Genomic DNA, 20,695 nt, shown 5'->3' with positions numbered 1-20,695 from the left:
GGCCTATTTTTTTATGGATAGTCGCTATATTTTACTTAATTACAATATCTCCCACGCGTTGTCCGTGATAAGATGAGATTGGAGATTAGGCCGGAGTAGAAATAGGATGTGAGGGGATCGTTTTGAAGCAGATAAATAGAATAATCCTGCTTGTTACGTTATTAATTAGTATCAGTTTACTAAGCGCATGTAATCCATTCTCGTATACCAAACGAATGGAATTGGAAGATCAAGTGACTGAGAATAACCAAAAGGGTTACGATTTAATTGAGCGTGGTGAATACGAAGAAGCAATAACGTATCTCGATAAGGCGGTAGAGTATATCTACAAGTTAAAACCTAGCCTTGTTAATCTAGATCATGAAATTGAGCTATCCGAGTTGATGGATTCTCCCTTTAACAATTTAAGCTGGGCGTATAATGAGCAAATGGATTTTGAAAAGGGATTGGAATATGCCAACAAGTCGCTCCTCATCCTGCCAAACAGTGATGTGGAATATGTGAACAAAGGAAATGCTCTGTATGGATTGTATAGGTATGATGAAGCGTTAGTCCAGTATGATCAAGCTATTTCATTGGAGAAGAATGATAAAAGTGCGTACTATGGCAAGGGCATGATCTATTATGATCGGCACCAATATCAAGAGGCAATAGATGAATTTGATACATACCTAAGTTTGGACAGTACCGACATAGATGCAATGGAAATGAAAATTTATTCCTATATGGATCTAGGTGACACTGAGCAGGCTTTATCATTCGCAGAGGATCTAATCAAACGCGCCCCGACCAACTATGAGACTTACAGGATAAAGGCAACAGTGATAGAAAATACGGGCGAATTGGCAGATATAAAGAAGTATTTTGAATCCATGATTGAAAAGTTTCCGGATGAAATGGATATCTTTGTACAGATGATCAAGGCGTATAGTGCGATAGGGGAGCTAGAACAAGCTAAAGCTAGCTATGCTAAGGCCGTGAAGAAGGACAAATCTTATGTAGATTTATACACCACCATGGGAGATATCTATAGTGATCACTCCTTATATGTTGAAGCAGTAGAATATTACGACCAAGCGGTCCAAATTGATCCGTTAGATGAAGACTTCAATATCAACAAGCTTCAAGCACTCTATAACGGCAAAAGAAATTTACGTTGTGCTGCATTTGGTGAAAAGGCGGGAAAACAACTAGCCACCTCTACAGATATAGCTTGGTATACCGGGCAGTGTAATTTTGAATTAGAAAACTATCCGGAGGCCATTGATAACTTCGGGCGTGCCGTGGAGATTGATCCAGATGATGATGAGTCCTACGCCAACATGGCTTATGCGTATTTAATGCTTGAAGATAACGACAAAGCTGAAGAGTATAGTGAGAAAAGTTTGAATTTGTACGCTGATAATTCGACAGCCAACTATGTAAAGAATGCTATTCAGGAGAAACAAAAGCCGTTGGGCAAACAGATTAGCAAATTTTTCAGAGATGATTATTTATATCAGGACAGTAGTGGTAATCTCGATAAAACTCTGGCAAAGCTAGACGAGGCTAATCTTACGAATAAAGACATAGCTGATGTGATCGAGCGCGTGAAGAAGCCAGATGACTGGTTCACCTTTACCTTATATGGGGATGAATATGATCAACTAACGGTGGAGACTGGTTCTGATATTACGTATGAGGATCAGGGTGATATTGCCTATTTCCGAATCTACGAATTCGCTGGCAATACAGATGACAAATTTACTGAAATGATAGACCAAATACCAGATCCAGAGAAAAAGGTGTTGGTACTTGATTTACGTAACAACTCCGGGGGACGTATGGATAGTTCAAATCATATGCTAGACGTGCTCCTTCCCGAGGTTGTCACGAGTGTACTAATCGATAAACAAGGTTATACGGATAATTACTATTCGGACGCCTCACATATTGATTTCAAAAAAGTATATATCTTGGTCGATGAGTATACCGCCAGTGCAGCCGAACTATTAACTTTGGGCTTGAAAACGTACCTGAATAACGTCACAGTTGTAGGGCGAGATACCTTTGGTAAAGGAGTTGGGCAAGAGGTTTTTGAAGATAAAAAGAATAAAATTATGGTGTTCGTTATTAACTTTTACTGGAATGTACGGCAGAACAATATCATGTATACAGGCATAAAGCCGGATATCTATATTAAAAGTGATAAGTTAGCAGATTATATGAAGGTAGTTCATCAATAGAGTATTCAGTATAAAACCAGAATACGTACTAAGGAGATGAACAGTGAGATGAACAGTAAGGTGAATAATAAGATGGATGTTAAGATAACACAACCGAAGCGGAACTCGAAGAGATTATTAGTGTATATGGGGATGATGCTCGTTGTTTTAGCCGTTGGAATTACCCTTGGTTATCATCAAATTACGCCAACGGAGGCACCGAAGGATTATACGAACAAAATTATTACTTTAGATGATGTAGAAGAGAAGAATGCCGATTTTACGATGACGATGAGTCATGTATATGAAATGGCGAAGGAGCCACATCCGTCGGGTAGCCAGGAAATTGAATCAGTACGAGCTTACATAATAGAACAATTAGATAAGGTCGGAAGTACATACGAGATTCAACAATCTTCAATATTACAGAACATCCTGGTGAAGATAGATGCACCAAACACGGAACAAGGAGTTATGTTTGTAAGTCATTATGATAGTACGACTGGTGGACCGGGGGCTGGAGATGATTTGATAAGTGTGGCCTCCATGTTAGAGGCATTACGTGTAGTTCAACAGCAGAACCAACTAACAAATGATATGTACTTCCTATTTACGGACGGGGAAGAGCTAGGATTACTTGGGGCAGAGGCTTTTGTAGCGGCTAATCCAGATATGAAGGAGAAAATTGCGCAGGTCGTTAATTTAGAGGCAAGAGGGAACGCGGGCACTTTACTAATGTTTGAAACCTCAAATGATAATAAAGGAATGGTTCAGGCTTTAAGCAAGGGCGTGGATCATGTTTCGGCATTTTCGTTTCTAGCCTCATTCTATAAAATGATGCCAAATGATACGGATCTATCGGTATTTTTGCGTGCAGGTTACTCTGGAATGAATTTTGCTATGGCAGATGGGGTAGAAGCTTATCATGAACCCATCGATAATTACGACAACCTGAATCGTAACAGCGCATATATGTACTTTAAGACCATGGTTGATTTAGCACATCATTTAAGTACCGTGGACCTCGGGGTACTACAAAGTAATGAAGATGCGGTATATTTTCCGTTTTTAAAAGGAAATACCCTGATATTTTCAAATAAACTGATGCTTATCAGTTCCATTTTGGTCGGAATCTTATCTCTGACATGGGGATGTACACTTCTGCTTAGAAAAGAATGTAGACTGAAAGACTTCGGAGGAACTTTGTTGCTGATCCTATTATCTGCCCTGGGAGCGGGAGCTGTCGGAAAGGCTGGAACTTACCTCGCCAAAAGAATGATCAAGGGCACGAGTGCAACAGAAGCTTTGTCTATATTGGATATCTTCTTTTATACCATGTGTGTCATTGTAATCATTGGAATGTTGCTCTTAACCTACTGGGGAGCGACAAGAATAGCGAACAAGCAGGCATTCCTGTTAAGTAGTTTAGTGATTTTGAACATATTAAATTGGGCATGCCTAGTTATTTTAAATAGTATGGCGTATATATTTACGATCCCTCTGTTCTTGCTGATGATTTACTCTATGGCTGTGTTTTACTTGGATAAAAGAAAGAGGAACCGTATTTGGACTAGTGGCAGCCATCCTTTATACACCGATCCTGTATATTTTATTTATTGGGCTGTTATCTAACCTATTCTTTGCAGATATGATTATCATCGTCATTGCCATCTTACCGGTAGCTGTTGTGTTAGCAGGGAAAGATGCTTTACACGAATCCACCATTTACCCGAAGGGTTTGGCCGCTAATCCACCGCGCCTCTTCACTCGCTAAGAAAAGGACGGTTCCGGTGATATCTTCTGTCTCACCCAAGCGATGGAAAGAGTTCATTCCAGCCAAGGCTTCAATTTGAGCCTCGGTTTTCCCTTGCATAAACAATTCAGTATTAATGGGCCCGGGGGCTACAGCGTTAATTGTAATTCCCTTCGGGCCCAATTCTTTGGCAAGTTGACGGGTAAATTGTTCAACAGCCCCTTTCGTCCCCGCATATAAGCTGTATCCAGGAAACATGGAGCCTAAGACAGATGTAGAAAAGTTGATGATGCGTCCACCCGTGGACATGTGAATGGCTGCTTGCTGACAGGTAAAGAAGGTACCTTTGACATTACTATCAAATAATTGGTCAAAATCTTCTTCGGAAAAGTGTTCAATAGGTTTCGTTATCATAACTCCGGCATTGTTCACGAGAATATCTACTCTGCTATAGGCTTGAAGGGTCATATCAAACAGCCTTTTCACTTCTGCAACGCGCCCAATATCAGCTTGAATGGCAATAGCTTCTCCAGCCTGTTGTCTGATTTGGCTTACGACTTCTTCCGCTTGATGAACGTTGCTACGACAATTTACGACGACTTTGGCCCCTTTATCAGCAAATCGCTCCGCCATAGACTGTCCGATTCCTCTGGATGCCCCGGTAATGAGCACCACTTTATCTTTTAAACTATTCTCCATGTTCATTGTTCACTCCTCATCGATATTTACTGTGATCTTGCTGGCACTGTAAGTGTAGAACATGTCTGTGGCACCCCACAAGAAGGCACTTTTACATTAGATAGTTACCTTTAGGTAAGAAATTTATGTATCAACGTTTCATGTGATAGGATATCTAGGACAGGATAGTAATATGGGGTTAAAAAATAATGTTCCAAGGGGTGAGTGCTATGTTTTTGGATATTTTGCGAGCAGATCCGGCATATAACGAAGAAGATATAGATTGTTATATTCATGTTGCGGCTACCATAGAGGCTATCGGTGGAAGGTGGAAAATGCTGATTCTGTGGCATCTTGAAGAAGGAGCAAGACGATACAATGAGCTTCGCCGATTAATACCTGGAGTTTCTCAAAAGATGCTGACGCAGCAACTTAAGGAATTGGAGCAGGATGGGTTAATTGAGCGAAAGGTATACCCCGAAATGCCACCTCGTGTGGAATATATGATGACAGATTACGGAAAGACGCTGGCACCGATTTTCGACATTATGTATGAGTGGGGAGTCATTCATCGCTTGCGGAAATCTAATAAATAATTATCACATGATGAGAATTATCGAGCAAATGATAATAATATCGATTATGAAAGAGCATACATACTATTGTATTGAGTTTTCTCCAGAAAATAAGAATAAATAGATTGATATCAACTCACAATGTTGGTATATTTCTATTTGTGACAAAATTACAAACACATTGGAGGAGACAAGTAATTGAAAAAAAAGGTTACATTTGTGGTGGTCATCATCGCCATACTCATCGCAGGATATTTTCTCGTAACGAAGCTCAGTTCTGGATCTAAGGAAGAAACTTCGTCTAAGGAGCAATGGAGTACTTCTAAGTATTTAGAAAAGGTAGACACGAATTATTCTTATGAGCTTACCAAGAAGTTGACGACCTTTAAATCTAACGAAAAGTTAGGGTACAGACCAAGTGGTTCCAAGGCAGAACTTGCTGCGGGAGAGATGCTCGTTGAGGAGTTTAAAAAGATTGGATTGAAGAATGTAACCAAGGATGAAATTAAGGTAGACTCCTGGGAATTTGAAAAGGCAGATCTAACTTATGTAGATAAAGATAATAAGAGCCATGAATTAGTGTTAGGTGGATATCAGGCTAATTTTGTAACCAATGGCCCGGAAACATTCGAGGTTGTGTATGCGGGGAAAGGAACGAAGCAGGATCTCGCTGATCTGGATGTCAAAGGCAAGCTGGTCTTGATTGATATTAATCAGAGAGATGAGTGGTGGATTAATTACCCTGCTTATCAAGCTTCATTAAAGGGTGCCAAAGCTGTCCTAGCTGCGCAACAAGGTGGGTATGGAGAGATAGATCCAGAGGCGTTAAATGCTCAGGATATATGCGGACCTGATGATGCTCCGGCATTCTCCATTTCTAGAAAAGATGCAGATGCTATAATCACACTCTTAAAGGAGACCGGTCAACAGACGCTGAAGGTATCGTTTGATGCGAAGTCGGTCGTCCAGAAGGACGCGAAGTCATACAATATCGTGGGTGAAATTCCTGGTAAGGATAAGGATTCTATTATTCTGCTTAGCTCGCATTATGATGCCTATTTTGATGGTTTTCAAGATGACTCCGCAGCGATCGGTATGATGGCTGGGATTGCTAAGGGATTGATTGATAGCGGCTACCAACCAGAGAAAACCATTGTTTTTGTGGCTCAAGCAGCAGAAGAATGGGGCATTAGTAACTCCAGATATGACTGGTCAACAGGAGCGTATGAGCAAATCTTCAAGGCGCGTCCAGAATGGCAGGACAAAGTAGTAGCGAACATTAACTTTGAATTGCCAGCTTATGAGCATACGTCTGCGGATGAAATCAGATCCGTGTATGAATTAGATCAGTTCCTGACTGAATTTGCTAAAGAGGTACCAACAGTTGAGGGTGTGTATAAGGACGGGATTAGTGTTGTCTCCCCACTACGTACATGGTCAGATGATTTCTCCTATTCTTTAGGCGGAATCCCTTCATTACGTAATGACTTCCAAGATTCAGATTTCATGAAGTCACACTACCACTCACAGTTTGATAATGAATCAACCTATAATGAGAAGGCATTCCGATTCCATCACAATATGTACGGTTTGCTTGTTGCGGCTTATGATAACACGGCTGTTATGCCACTGGACTTCACGGAACGTTTCGAAGCAATGAAGGAGTCCATCACTGCGGATGCCAATATGGCAGCAGGGGCAGACTCACAAGAATTGCTCAAGGCAATTGATCGTACGATTGCCGCGGCAACGACAATCACGGAGAAGGTCAATAAGATCAATGCGGACTATAAGGCCGCACTTCTTGAAGGTGATGAGAAGCAAGCGCAAAAATTGTTCGATGATAACAAAGAGTTCAATAACAAGTTGCGTGAAATCTATCGCGATGCGCAAGAACATCTAGTGAAGTTAACTTGGGAAGATGTACAAATTTTCCCGCATGAGCACGCACAAAACAACCTAGATGCCATTAACAAGTCGCTAGAGTCACTTGAAAAAGGCGATGTAAAAACAGCCTTGGACAACGATTTGTTCCTAGTAGATAACAACTGGTACGCTTATAGCTTTGATCGTGAAACATTTGATTTCTTTACGAATCAGGTATTAGGACAACCTGCCGACCGTTTAAATTGGGGTCATGCACGAGTTGTAGGTCATGAAGATTTATATGATGTAATCAATAGTCTTCAAGACAAATACGATGCGACTGAACCTAAAGTAGATTCTGAGATTGCAGCACTTCGCACGGCAGCTGAGAATCAAAAGAGTTTATTGCAAACAACGATCCAGCATGAGTTGGAGCAAGTTACAGCAATTGAAGGTAAGATGAAGGCTATCGCGCAATAAGCACAGAAGAATATGAGACAGACCTGGGGCGAAACCTCGGGTCATTCTCATTTCACGTATATCTAAACTCCATACCTCCTGCAAATTTTCCCTGCTTATTAAGAATCAAAACTTTATAAACTTGATGTTTTTCCAGTTTTGAATGGAGATTAAGATATAATTTTTCAAGTGTCTTATTATAAAAATCGATAGTTCCACTCGTGACCAACTGTCCAATTTCATTTCCAGATTCATCAACAAGTTTAATATCATAGTAAGTATTAGGTTTTTTATCAGAGATAAATCCGAAAGACAACTGGGGCAGGTTCTCGTAGTATAGGATATTGGTTAATCGAATGCCTTTTACATTGTATAGGGTATTTTGAGTTTTTAATTTATCACGTTTAGTGAGCGCTGATCCTCTTTGAACCCCCTGTAATTCGTTTAAAAAATAAGTGCCGTATAATTCATAGTGACTGCTTATTACTGACAATTTAATCATCGGAAACAATAATACCAATGCAACTCCAATGAGACATAATGCAATTAATATACGTCGTTTGATAAGAAGCCCTCACTTTCAAATCCCTCGGCCTACAGTAATGAGAAAGGAATTACCCCTTAATCAGAACTGACCTTGAGAAGTCTCATTATATAAACGGACTATATTTGCAAAAATTCCACAGACACTAAAGTTTTCTCTGCGATAATGCGTGTACTTGTGCCTACATAGCGTAAAAAAGTGTTTTTTATATGCTCTCTTGACTCTGCCACTGTGTCATACTTCATTCTATATATGAGCTCAAAATTTACCGGTAGAAAGGATCATTATGTTTAGAATAGGCGATTTCTCAAAACTGTCGAGAATCAGTATCCGGATGCTGCGACACTATAACGAGTTAGGTTTACTCATTCCAGACCACATTGATGATTTCACAGGTTATCGTTATTACAAAGCTTCACAATTAACGGTTGCAGGCAGAATACAGGTCTTAAAGGGTCTGGGGTTTGGTATTCCAGCGATCAAGAAGATCCTCGCCGAATATGACGATGCGGAGAGTTTACGGAAGCACCTCATTATTCAATACGCCCAAATGCAAGAAGAGGAGGAAGTGATACAGAAAAAACTGGCACTCCTTCAGAACACTATTCAAAGATTAGGGAAGGATCGTGTAACTATGAACTATGACGTTACTTTGAAAGTCATTCCAGAGCGATATGTAGCGAGTCTTAGAGATGTTATTCCTGCTTATGACCAAGAAGGTGAGCTGTGGGCTCGATTAGGGAATGAAGTAGGAGATCGTCTGCAAATGTCTAGTCCATGCTACAGTCTTGCGGTTTTTCACGACGAGGGATTCAAAGATAGTGATGTTGACGTCGAAATTCAGATTTCCGTCACGGGCAATTATGAGGACACAGAACATGTACGTTTCAAAAAGGTTGCCCCAATCACCGTTGCTTCGGCCATACTGACAGGCAGTTATGCTTTGCTGAGAGAGATCAATGAATCTATCGCAAACTGGATTTCGGACAATGAGTATGAATTTGATGGTTCGATGTTTACCATCTATCATGTAGGTCCTGCAACGGAACCTAACCCAGATCATTGGGTTACAGAGGTTTGCTATCCTGTTAAGAAGTAATCATTCACCAGAGAACGAAAAAGTGTATTGTCCAAGTAAAGTCACTTCTTAGAAGTGGCTTTATTTCGCTGTTTTCGCTGCTATTTATAGCCTAATTGGTCGGCAAATATATCTGCTTTACCGCGTTACCGTAATCTGATAGTTTTAGGTTGAAGAGAGAGAATAGGAAGGTGGCTCCAGCTATGAAATTACTCAGCAATGAATATATATCCACTTGGACTATTGATAAGGATACCAATGTATTAACACTATCAAATGATTTTAAGAATTTAATTGGTTTCTCGAGCGAGGAAATGTACCATAGCCCCCATCTCTTAATAGAAATGGTCTATATGGAAGACATTCATATGTTCGATGAACATATGGATAGGCTATATTCGGGCCTGACAAGTAGTCTGGAGCATCGTATCGTTATTCAAACTGGTGAATTCAAATGGGTTCAAAGTGTCGGCATTCCTATGCGGGGTCAGGATAATAAGATTTGCCGGATTGATGGGGTTGTTCTAGATATAACGGAGCAGAAAGCTTCGCAGGAGAAATTGGAGAGAACATTCTCGTCGCATCAGAAGATGTTAGATACGATTGACGTGGCTATTTGGTCTTTTGATTTGGTGACACGGAAAGTATTCATTTCGGATGCGATAGTTAAAATTACGGGCTACCCGATGGAGAAGGCTTCGGGGGTTAGGTTCTTTTCGGAGATCGCCCATATAGATGAATTACCTCACATACACAAAATAATGGACAGCATAAAACTAGGGATTCCAGATCTTAGTGAGTATCGGATTATCCATGCTAATGGTGAAATCAGATGGCTTCAGATCAGTATCATACCGAGTATGGATAAATCCCAAACGGTGGTTCGGCACGATGGCGCTGTGATCGATATTACCGCAAGAAAGGTTATGGAAGAGGCTCTACAGAGAAGTGAGCAACGTTATAAATCGTTATTTGAATATAACACGGATGTTGTTTGTGAATTAGACTTACTTGGAAATATCGTAGACATGAATCAAGCTGCCGAGAATATTACAGGAGAACGATTAAATAGTATTAAAGAAAGTCGTTCGATTATGAACATCTTTGATGTGGAGCATACGCAGCAAATAACCGATTATTTTAAGCGGGCTATAGAAGGATATCCTTCAACTTATACGGTGACGTCACACCATAAGGATGGGGGAGTTACTCACTGGGATATGAAAAATGTACCCATTCAAGTGAATAACCGTATTGTGGGTGCCTTTGCAATTGCTAAAGATGTCACGCTGAACAGGGAGATTGAGAAGAAGCTAGCTGATCGTGAAGCAGAGTATCGGCTAATTACGGATAATATGAAGGATATGATGGGCGTCTTAGATTATAAGGGGAACTTTGTTGTTGCCTCACCCTCCAGTGAGAAAATATTAGGGATCCCTGAGGGGTTAATTAAGGACACTACAATTTTAGAATATATCCATCCAGATGATAGGCAATATTTAATCGATCAAATCTTGGATATGTTGCAGACGAGAGGGAGTAAACTATTACGTAGTCGTTTTATCCATGCTGATGGTTACATCATATATCTTGAATCCCTATGTACCCCAGTACTTGGCGTCGAAGGGGAGATAGAGAACATTGTCATTGTGTCACGGGATATTTCCAAGCGAGTGAAGGTTGAAAACGAACTTAGAGAGAGTGAGGAACGTTACCGGAGACTGATTGAGCTTTCGCCTCAGCCGATGGTTCTCATTCGTCAGAGCAAGGTGGTCTACATAAATCCTGCGGGACTTCATATGCTGGGAGCAACAAACGCCGACGAATTAGATGGGCAATCCATATTCGATTATGTTCATTTGGACTACAGGGTAGAAGCCATGAATCGGATGCTGCAATTAATGAACAAGCAGTACTTAGGATCCACAGAATATAAGATTATTCGAATGGATGGCCAAGTTATTGAGACAGAGGTTATTGGAATATATGACGAAATAGCGGAGACGATCCTGATCCTAATAAAGGATGTTACAGAGCGTCTAAAGATGGAAAGAGCTCTTCAAGAGAGCGAGGAACGTTATCGCAGATTGGTAGAGCTCTCTCCAGTAGCGATTGCCGTGTATAAGGCAGGTCAAATTAATTATATTAATCCGGCTGGTGCTAGAATGCTAGGTATAAATCTCACAGGGGATACGTTTGTACCAAATCTCATGGATTGGATCCATCCTAACTACCGGGATGGTGTAAGTCAGGCAATGGAGAATACCATGTTGAACGGTTACTCCATCCCTGCTGAATATCAGGTAGTTCGTTCAGATAGTCACGTGATCCTTGTATCTATGTTATCTATCTATGACTCTCAATCTGCATCTGTCCAGTTGATGTTTGAAGATATCACGGAGAAGAAACGAGTAGAGCAAGCTTTGTTGGAGAGTAAGGAGTTGAATCAGCAGATTATTGAGTTGTCACCTGAAGCGATTGTCCTCCATAGTGACTACAAATTTATCGATGTAAATTCTGCTGCGCTTGTGTTATTTGGCGTGTCCGGTGTTAGCGAATTGGTTGGAAGATCGATTTTTGAATATGCCCATCCCGATAATTGGACCTTAATACAGGAGAGAATGGGAGAAATCTATAGACAACAAAGGGCCTCCTCCACTCCTGTGGAGCAGAAGATTATACGGTCAGATGGTGAAATTATCGATGTTGAAGTAGTAGCTAACTCCATTCCATATAAGGGAGAATATGCAGCTATATCTCTGTTTCGTGATATAAGGGATCGGAAAAGGGCGGAAAGGGATAGAAAGCTTACAGAGAGAGTCATTCGCGAAAGTGAGGAACGGTATTTCCGCCTACAGACGAGTTTGGATGAGTTTTCTCACGATCTCTTCGGTGTGATGAAGATCCCTCAGATGGAACAGCGGTTGTTGCAAGAAGTACGAGAAATACTAAACGTCTCAAACGTAAGATTAATTGAAGTCGAATGCAACAAGGACAAGTTATGCGAAATTATCGAATCGGACAGGGGATATTATCTTAAGCTAGATGAGAATAAAGGGAAGAGCTACTTGCTTTGTATTGATGAAAAGCCACCAAGCTTACAGATTACGTCGATAAGAGTATGGCTGAAGACCATCGGCCGTTATGTCAGTGTTCTATTTGATAACTTCCTGCTAATCGAAGACTTAACTAAGGAGCTTGAACAAGCTGCCTCGGGTCAAGTGGCTCCAACATGGCTTTTGCGATTTATATTCAATTTATCTGAGAACGAGCGAAAACGTCTCGCACAGGATTTACATGACTCCGCACTGCAGGAGCAGATTATTTGGTATCGCAAGTTGGATTTCCTCCTAACGGACGGAGCGATCACAGGGGTGCTCAGGGAGCAACTAGGACAAATCACGGAGGGACTACTTAATGTCGTTTATCAAATACGTATCACATGTAATGAACTAAGACCACCTATGTTAATTAGGGATGGACTTATATCTTCCCTTGAGGCATTATTCGATTTCACACAATTGCGTGCAAACTATAGTATTCATTTTGATGCTGTGCATTTCAATCATAGGTTACATGATGACATAATCATTGGTCTATATCGCATTGTGCAGGAACTCTTAGCTAACGCTACGAAACATTCTTCTGCTACGAAAGTTCATATTCTATTGTATAGTCAAGGGGATCGTATTCGCTTGGAATATGAGGATAATGGAGTTGGCATGGATTTAACGAGGATGGAAGAATCAGATTCACTTACGAGCATGGGGATGAATGGCATGAAGGAACGGGTTCGCAGTATGGATGGAACCATACAATTGCTCTCGCCTGAGAATCAAGGGTTATCTATCTACATATCTATACCCGCACGCGAATAGAAAGTAGAATATTAAATTGAGGTGTAGAATCATGATTCATATTCTGTTGGTTGACGATCATCCATCCGTTATGGAAGGAACCAAGATGATACTCGAGCAGGAAGGAGATATGAAGGTTCACCTAGCGAATTCTGCTGAGGAAGTTTTGGAAATGGTAGGTTCACAATCTTTTGATGTGATGTTATTCGATCTCCATATCGCCGATGTTAACGGGATTGATCTGGCTAAGCAAGTATTAAGTTTGAACCCAGGCGCCATTATACTAATCTATACAGGATTTGAGTTTAATAACCATTTTAACATGATGATAGAGACGGGCATATTTGGATTTATCTCTAAAACAACAAATAGGGAGCAACTCGTTACTTCCGTTCGTTGTGCCTTGAGAGGAGAGGTTATTCTGCCTCTTTCCTTAGTTAGACAGTTGAGAAGGACGACGGTTACGGGTTCAGGAATGGACGACGATCAGGCAGCTTTCTCTGTAAGTAATAAGGAGTATGAGATCCTGAAAGAGATAGCCCGCGGGAAAAGCAACAAGGAAATTGCCGAGCTTGTACTTATGAGCCAGCGATCGCTAGAATATAGCTTAACTAGTCTATTTCAGAAACTAAAAGTAAAATCGAGAATTGAAGCGGCTATAAGGGCAAAGCAAATGGGTATATTGAACGACTCGGATTTTATTCCGTCGTGAGGTCGGTTTAGTTTAATAATAAATTAATAAGAGGATCTCGTTCACATACATGTGATGCGAGGTCTTTTTTTATTTATGTGATGAAGTGACAAGCCTAGTAGGGCGGGGGCTATTGTGCGGTTGCGTTGATCTCCATTGCGAGGTACCGCAACAATTTTGCGGGGGCGCGCCAACTTTTTTCGGTTACCAATATATACCTCGTTGTTATGATTGTCCTAGTTCTTAAGAAGTGCATTTGAATTCATAGTATAGGAAGGAAGATACAAGTGAGTGTTACCAAGCAAGGACATAGGTTTGAGAGAAGGGGTGCTTTAACTGGCTAAGATCTTGATCGTAGATGATGCGGCATTCATGCGCATGATGTTAAGGGACATCCTCGAAAAGGGTGGGCATACCATCGTAGGGGAAGCAGAGAACGGCAAAGTAGCGATAGAGAAACATAAGAGCTTAAGTCCCGATGTAACAACGATGGATATTACCATGCCAGTAATGGAAGGTATAGAAGCGGTCAAACACATAAAGGCGGCTGATCCGAAAGCCAAAATCATTATGTGCTCCGCAATGGGGCAACAAAATATGGTGATACAAGCTATTCAAGCTGGTGCCCAGGAGTTCGTCATCAAGCCTTTTCATAGTGAGCGAATTCTTATATCTATAAATAAAGTGCTAGGAGCTTAAATACAACAATAATAGAGGATAGGGTGTTAAAACATGAAATGGTTTTATAATTTGAAGACAACGGTCAAGTTGGTATCTGCGTTTGTTATAGTTTCTATCATTTTAGGTGTTGTGGGGTTATATGGAATAAGTAACTTAAACAAAATGGACGATTCTATTAGTGATATGTATGCTAATCGATTAACTCCGATTTCCGATCTTAGTGCAGTAAATGAATTACTTCAACTAAACAGAATAAATATTCGAGATATCAATACGATGGCTAAGACTCCGGATGAGAGAACAGAGTTTAAGGACCAAATTCAAAATAATATTAAAGAAATCGGAACTAAACTTGAAAAATACGGCAAGACAGATTTGAGATCAGAGGAAATAGCGATCTTGAACAAGTTAACCGCTGTCTGGGAAAGTTATACCCTCAGCATCGATGAAACGATTGCATTGAACGAAACCAACATAAGTAACGAGGACTACACAACATACTTGACTACAAGTGATGTTAATACAGCAGTTGACGAAATGGGAGCCATACTTAAACAATTGATAAGCGTCAATACGGATCAAGCGAATCAAGCAAGCGAGTACGCAAATAAACTCTATTTATCTTCACGAACAATTACGATAGCAGTTATTGTTATTGCTCTTATCGTTAGCGTTAGCTTGGGATATATCATCTCTCAAGTTATAGCAAGACCATTAAATCGTGTGGTCTTGTTACTAGCTAAGGTAGCAAAGGGAGACTTAAGTGAAACTTCGGATATGGATTCTAAAGATGAAATCGGATTATTGGCGGGTTCAGTCAATGATATGATTCTGAATTTAAGACAAACGGTAGGCGGGATACTAGTTTCAGCAGAAACGGTCTCGGCGGCTTCTCAGCAGATTTCAGCTAGTACGGAAGAGATCGCTAGCGGGAGCATGAGTCAAGCCGGAGCAGCTCAAACGATGAACGAGTTATTCCGGGAATTATCCTTAGCGATTAACTCTGTTGCCCATGGTGCTGAACAGGCGTCTGAACTGTCTGACAAAACGATGAGCATCGCACAGGACGGGGGCAAAGTGATTCAAGTCTCCATTGACGGAATGACGCGTGTGAATGAACAGATGTCCAGACTTGAGGAAGATTCGAACAAAATCGGTGAGATTATTGAAGTGATTGATGATATTGCTGAACAGACGAATCTCCTTGCATTAAACGCAGCTATTGAGGCTGCTCGTGCTGGAGATCAAGGACGGGGATTTGCGGTTGTAGCTGATGAAGTACGGAAATTAGCTGAACGTAGCAGTGAAGCCACCAAACAAATTACGAAAATCATCAAAGGGATGCAAGAAAATACACAACAAAGCGTAAAAGCGGTAGAAGAAGGAGTTGCTTCCTCACAAAAAACCGGTGAAGCATTTGAACATATTTTATCTATGGTGAACGAAACAGCTTATAAAGTAACGGAAATTGCTGCTGCCAGCGAGGAGCAGGCCGCCCAATCATCGGAGGTGCTGGACTCTATTGAGAGTATATCTGCAGCCACGGAAGAAGTAGCAGCAAGTAGTGGAGAAACGGCTGCTACTGCCCAATCCTTGGCACAACTAGCAGAAGAATTAAATGGTTTGGTAACGATTTTCAAAATTAAATAATGATGGGGAGAGGAGAACAAAGGAGGGATGGTGCAGACTATGGGCCAAGAACAATATATTGAATTTGCTATCGACGAAGAACAATATGCCATTCATATAGAGGATATTCACGAAATCATTAAGATGCAGGATATCACGCAAATTCCTAATGTTACACCCTATGTAGAAGGGGTAATTAATCTCAGGGGGAAGATCGTACCTGTCATAAGTTTGCGGAAGTTTTTCAATCTTGTAGTAAGAGAATATTCGAGAACGACACGGATTATCGTAGTTCATCATCAAAACGATACCGTAGGAATTATTGTAGATCGAGTAAATAAAGTTACTACCTTTGCAGATATTCAAGCCCCGCCTGAGCGCATAGGTGGTATCGATGGCAATTATTTCGTAGGAATTGGCTTGATAGACAGCGGTCTGGTTGCCATATTGAAGCTGAATGAAATCCTGCTTCATGAACAGGAGTGAATGACCCATGTTATCAGAGTATAGAGAGGTCTTTCTGGAGGAGCTAGAGGAACAGCTGCAACTTATGGATGATGTTATTTTGCAACTAGAGCAAGAGGGGGAAACCGAACGGGTTGTACAAGACCTGTTTCGGGCCGCCCACACGTTAAAGGGTTCATCAGCCGCTATGGGTTATGAAGAAATGAAGCAATTGACGCATGAGATGGAGCATCTATTGGACTTAGTAAGGAGTAGAGTGCTTAGAGTGACAGGACCGTTAATCGATCTTTTCTTCCAATCACTAGACTGTCTAAAAGAATTACAACAAGATATTATGCATAACAATGAGACGATAACGGATATATCGAAATGCGTTCGTGACTTGCAAGACTTTGGTAAGCTTCCAGATGAGCAGGCTTACAACGACGCTGAAGATTTGCCTAAACCAGCATTAAGCTTGGATACAACGCTAAAAGTAAAAGAGGCTGAGGACCAGGGGCTTGAGGTGTATTGGGTTACTGTCCAAATTGCTGCGGATTGCGTCATAAAAGGAGCACGTTTCTATGTGATTCATTCTAACTTGTGCCATTTGGGTGAAGTGCTCTACTCCGTGCCTGATATCGATAAGATCGAAGTCGAAGAACAAGGGGATACCCTTCTTGAGGTTCAATTCCTCTATGCAGGTAAGCAAAGCAGTCAGGAACTACAGGACCTGGTAGCAGCGTTAACGGAAGTTGAGCATGTTAAGGTGGAAGCTCTACCAGTTGAAAGAGCTGTCCTTGCCGAAATAGGGACCCGGAAGCAGAGCGAAAGTATAAACGAAGATCCATCCAATAGGGATAAGTCTAAAACGCAAACGATTCGTGTAAGCGTGGAAAGGCTAGATCATCTCATGAATCTAGTAGGAGAACTCGTAATTGATCATACACGAATTGATCAAGTGGAGCGTACCCAAAGGAGACAGTTTACAGGGGACTCTTTGGAGGAACTTAGTCAAATATCGGATCATCTTGCTCGAATTATCAGTGATTTGCAGGAAAGTGTGATGAAGGCAAGGATGCTTCCGATTGAGCAGTTGTTCAACCGTTTTCCGCGAATGATTCGAGATCTAAGTCGTGATTTAGGCAAGGATATTGAACTGGTTATCGGGGGGAAAGATACCGAATTAGATCGGACACTAATTGAGGAAATCGCTGATCCACTTATTCACTTAATTCGGAATGCGATTGATCATGGAATCGAACTACCTCAGCAAAGGGAGCTGTCTGGCAAGCAGCGCAAAGGTACCCTACAAATCAGAGCAGCGCATGAAGATAATCAAGTTGTTATCTACGTGGAAGATGATGGGGCAGGGATTAACCCGGAGAGAATGAGACAGTCGGCACTAAGCAAAGGGATCATTTCTGCTGAGGAAGCGATGCTGTTAAGTGACAGAGAAGCTGTTCATCTGATCTTTCGGCCTGGTTTTTCAACAGCAAGCAGCGTAAGCGACATATCTGGGCGTGGCGTGGGAATGGATATCGTAAGGAGTAATATCGAGAATCTCAACGGTTTGATCGATATTGAGACTAGATGGGGACATGGGACTTGTTTTAAGATCAAGCTTCCCCTAACGCTAGCTATCATTATTGGTTTACTTGTGAAATTGAATGATCAAACCTTTATTATCCCGATGAGTAATATCGCTGAGATTGTAAGAATAACGCAAGGGGATATCCAAACCATTCGAGGGCAGTCGGTTATTTTATTACGTGATGAGATCATTCCGATGGTCTGGTTGCATGATCAATTTAACCTACCCAGAGGAGAACAGAAGAAAGACCATATCCAGTTAGTTATTGTCGGATCGGCCGAGAAGAGATTGGCACTAGCTGTAGATGAATTGATTGGAAATCAGGAGATTGTTATAAAGTCACTGGGTTCTTATGTTGGTAAAGTGGATGGTATTGCCGGTTCCACGATACTAGGCAATGGTAAAGTAGCTTTAATCATAGAGGTATCGGGGATTATTAATCAATAATAGGGGTAGAGATGTTATGTACAAGATAAAAGTACTCGTAGTGGATGATTCGGTGTTTATGCGTCAGCTCATCTCACGCCTGATTGCAGAGGATACTGCACTAGAGGTGATTGGAACAGCCCGAAATGGCATAGAAGCAGTTACCATGGTGAAGGAACTACGCCCTGATGTCGTAACACTGGATATTGAAATGCCGGAAATGAACGGGTTGGAAGCCTTGATAAAAATCATGGACCAACGACCAACGCCAGTATTGATGCTTAGCTCACTTACACAGGATGGGACTACGGCAACGATTACTGCGCTGCAGAATGGGGCAGTAGATTTTATCTCCAAACCATCAGGTTCAGTTTCCTTCGACTTGGTGAATAAGAAGCTAGAGTTGGTATCCAAAATCAAGCAAGCTGCACAAATACCTTTAAGAAATCTAATAGTTAACAACATAACAGTACCAAGAGCCGGATTAGTTCAAAAGAACAATGCTGAGACCGAATTAATGAAGGAGTTTGATCAGATTTTGGCCTTAGGCACCTCAACAGGTGGTCCCAAGGCGTTGGAAACCGTAATTACAGCCTTACCTGCGAGTTTTCCCTACCCTTTGTTAGTGGTCCAGCATATGCCGCCCAAGTTCACGAAGTCATTGGCAGATCGATTAGATCGCTTGTCTTCGGTCCGAGTTGTTGAGGCGAAGGATAATGAGCTCGTAGTAGGTGGAACGGTATATATTGCACCTGGTGATTATCATATGATCGCGATCCAGAAGAATAGAGAAGTCAGAATTAAGCTTCACCAGGAGCCGCAAGTTAGTGGTCACCGTCCATCGGTTGATGTACTGTTTGATTCCATTGCTCAAATTAAGAATACCAAGCAGCACTTCATCTTGATGACTGGAATGGGAAGCGATGGGGCGAGAGGAATGATGTCTGCCAAACAAGCAGGTGCACAATCAACCATTGCAGAGTCTAAAGAATCCTGTATTGTATACGGAATGCCAAGATCGGCAGTAGAACTGGGCTGTGTAGACTACACAGTTCCTTTACATCTTATAACATCTAGAATATTAGAAGTGACAGGTGCGTCGAAACGATAGATTTAGCTTGATATGGATCTATGCATGATATGGCAGGGAGGGCATATACTTGGTTTTTTGCAGTAGTACTATAGAAAAAACGATGATGATGAGTTTTCTTTTCAGAGGATTTTGGGATAGATGGATTGCAAACGATATCCCAAAACAGACGATGCGTGAGTTACGCCAGCGCTTTAATAGTCTGGAGGAATGGACTCGAATTCTGTACAAGCATGCCGATGATTATGAGCAACGAGCAATTCATGCACTTAATCAAAATTCCGCCAGTGAAGCAGAAAAATTATATCGAATTGTGGGAATGCACTATAACTTGATTCAGTGGATGTTCCCGGAGACGGGAACGCAGAAGCAAGAATGGTATCAGCGATGCAAGGATATGCATAAGCAAGCAGATACGCTTGTGGCCGATGAGATTATTAACGTTACTATTCAAGTTGAAGGCAACGATTGTTATGGAAGAATACGCGTCCCAAAGCGCCCTAAGGGTTGCGTGATTATTCTAAACCCCATTGATTCTTCAAAGGAAGAATCAATTAAAACGGAAGGTCATTTTGCGAAAATGGGTTTTGTTACGGTGAGCTTTGATGGACCGGGGCAGGGCGAGACTTATGTCCGCAATGAATATAAAGCAACTCGTCAAAGATGGGATCTATTTGTGGACCAAGTGATTGAGTTCGCTACATCACAATACGAAGGACTCCCGCTCTTTTTGTTTGGAACCATTTTAGGTGCGACCTGGGCTATCCAAGGAAGTAAACATCCTAAAGTGTGTAGAGTCGTATCGGTAAGTCCTATACTTAGTGAAGATGTAAGAATGCCTGATTACTTCATGGAACGATTGTCCTATATAATCGACGACCCACAGAGTGGAGAATTGTTAAGGTTGGATAATATTGATCATGTAAGCCCTGTTCTCTTGGTTCACGGCAAGAAGGATAAGTTTATTAATGATGGGAATATATACGAGCTATATAACCAACTCCCTAGGGAGAAACGACTGATTCAATATTTAGATGAAGGTCACGGCTGTAATTACAAGACAGAGTCAATCCTGGAGGCCGCTGGGGAGTGGTATTTAAGGTAGATAGCGGGGGATTGATAAAAA

The 20,695-nt window shown here is 41.3% G+C and carries 15 protein-coding genes; 13 read left to right on the top strand and 2 right to left on the bottom strand.

The features are described 5' to 3' along the window. Nucleotides 1-122: 122 nt before the first annotated feature. On the top strand, nucleotides 123-2,225 hold the full coding sequence (locus NST85_RS27645; RefSeq protein ID WP_341190934.1) for a S41 family peptidase: 2,103 nt from the start codon (nucleotides 123-125) through the stop codon (nucleotides 2,223-2,225). Nucleotides 2,226-2,273: 48 nt separating this feature from the next. Next, nucleotides 2,274-3,836 (top strand): M20/M25/M40 family metallo-hydrolase, encoded by a 1,563-nt coding sequence (locus NST85_RS27640; protein WP_341190933.1) that lies wholly within the window; start codon nucleotides 2,274-2,276, stop codon nucleotides 3,834-3,836. 76 nt (nucleotides 3,837-3,912) lie between these two features. Here NST85_RS27640 and NST85_RS27635 read toward each other — a convergent pair whose 3' ends face one another. After that, nucleotides 3,913-4,656, bottom strand: coding sequence for an SDR family oxidoreductase (locus NST85_RS27635; protein WP_127194089.1), 744 nt, complete (start codon nucleotides 4,654-4,656; stop codon nucleotides 3,913-3,915). Between the two features lie 209 nt (nucleotides 4,657-4,865). Between NST85_RS27635 and NST85_RS27630 the strand changes: the two genes are divergently transcribed. Continuing rightward, on the top strand, nucleotides 4,866-5,231 hold the full coding sequence (locus NST85_RS27630; protein WP_127194090.1) for a winged helix-turn-helix transcriptional regulator: 366 nt from the start codon (nucleotides 4,866-4,868) through the stop codon (nucleotides 5,229-5,231). A 177-nt stretch (nucleotides 5,232-5,408) separates the two neighbouring features. After that, complete coding sequence (locus tag NST85_RS27625; protein WP_127194091.1) at nucleotides 5,409-7,556, top strand: M28 family peptidase; 2,148 nt, start codon at nucleotides 5,409-5,411, stop codon at nucleotides 7,554-7,556. Between the two features lie 52 nt (nucleotides 7,557-7,608). Here the strand turns inward: NST85_RS27625 and NST85_RS27620 are convergent, their stop codons facing one another. Next, nucleotides 7,609-8,037: a hypothetical protein gene (locus tag NST85_RS27620; RefSeq protein ID WP_341190932.1), complete on the bottom strand. Its 429-nt coding sequence runs from the start codon at nucleotides 8,035-8,037 to the stop codon at nucleotides 7,609-7,611. Between the two features lie 328 nt (nucleotides 8,038-8,365). Between NST85_RS27620 and NST85_RS27615 the strand changes: the two genes are divergently transcribed. The 9 genes from NST85_RS27615 to NST85_RS27575 all read left to right on the top strand — a co-directional run bounded on the left by NST85_RS27615 (nucleotide 8,366) and on the right by NST85_RS27575 (nucleotide 20,674). Continuing rightward, a complete protein-coding gene (locus NST85_RS27615) occupies nucleotides 8,366-9,178 on the top strand; it encodes a MerR family transcriptional regulator (protein WP_127194093.1) in 813 nt (270 codons plus the stop codon). A 182-nt stretch (nucleotides 9,179-9,360) separates the two neighbouring features. Continuing rightward, nucleotides 9,361-13,035 (top strand): PAS domain S-box protein, encoded by a 3,675-nt coding sequence (locus tag NST85_RS27610; RefSeq protein WP_127194094.1) that lies wholly within the window; start codon nucleotides 9,361-9,363, stop codon nucleotides 13,033-13,035. Nucleotides 13,036-13,066: 31 nt separating this feature from the next. Next, nucleotides 13,067-13,726 (top strand): response regulator transcription factor, encoded by a 660-nt coding sequence (locus NST85_RS27605; protein ID WP_127194095.1) that lies wholly within the window; start codon nucleotides 13,067-13,069, stop codon nucleotides 13,724-13,726. A 315-nt stretch (nucleotides 13,727-14,041) separates the two neighbouring features. Further along, nucleotides 14,042-14,404, top strand: a complete 363-nt coding sequence (locus NST85_RS27600; RefSeq protein WP_127194096.1) for a response regulator — start codon at nucleotides 14,042-14,044, stop codon at nucleotides 14,402-14,404. A 33-nt stretch (nucleotides 14,405-14,437) separates the two neighbouring features. Further along, the gene (locus tag NST85_RS27595) at nucleotides 14,438-16,036 is read left to right on the top strand and encodes a methyl-accepting chemotaxis protein (RefSeq protein WP_127194097.1); all 1,599 of its coding nucleotides are present in this window, start codon (nucleotides 14,438-14,440) and stop codon (nucleotides 16,034-16,036) included. Between the two features lie 39 nt (nucleotides 16,037-16,075). Then, nucleotides 16,076-16,501: a chemotaxis protein CheW gene (locus NST85_RS27590; protein WP_127194142.1), complete on the top strand. Its 426-nt coding sequence runs from the start codon at nucleotides 16,076-16,078 to the stop codon at nucleotides 16,499-16,501. A 7-nt stretch (nucleotides 16,502-16,508) separates the two neighbouring features. Beyond that, complete coding sequence (locus NST85_RS27585; RefSeq protein ID WP_341190931.1) at nucleotides 16,509-18,500, top strand: chemotaxis protein CheA; 1,992 nt, start codon at nucleotides 16,509-16,511, stop codon at nucleotides 18,498-18,500. Between the two features lie 16 nt (nucleotides 18,501-18,516). Next, complete coding sequence (locus NST85_RS27580) at nucleotides 18,517-19,590, top strand: protein-glutamate methylesterase/protein-glutamine glutaminase (protein ID WP_341190930.1); 1,074 nt, start codon at nucleotides 18,517-18,519, stop codon at nucleotides 19,588-19,590. Between the two features lie 49 nt (nucleotides 19,591-19,639). After that, nucleotides 19,640-20,674, top strand: a complete 1,035-nt coding sequence (locus tag NST85_RS27575; RefSeq protein WP_341190929.1) for an alpha/beta hydrolase — start codon at nucleotides 19,640-19,642, stop codon at nucleotides 20,672-20,674. Nucleotides 20,675-20,695 lie beyond the last annotated feature (21 nt).

This window comes from Paenibacillus sp. FSL K6-2524 (assembly GCF_038005525.1).
In the GTDB taxonomy this organism is placed as follows: Bacteria; Bacillota; Bacilli; order Paenibacillales; family Paenibacillaceae; genus Fontibacillus; species Fontibacillus anaericanus.
Note: the sequence above shows the minus strand (reverse complement) of the source record. Positions and strands in the feature narration are given on the sequence as shown.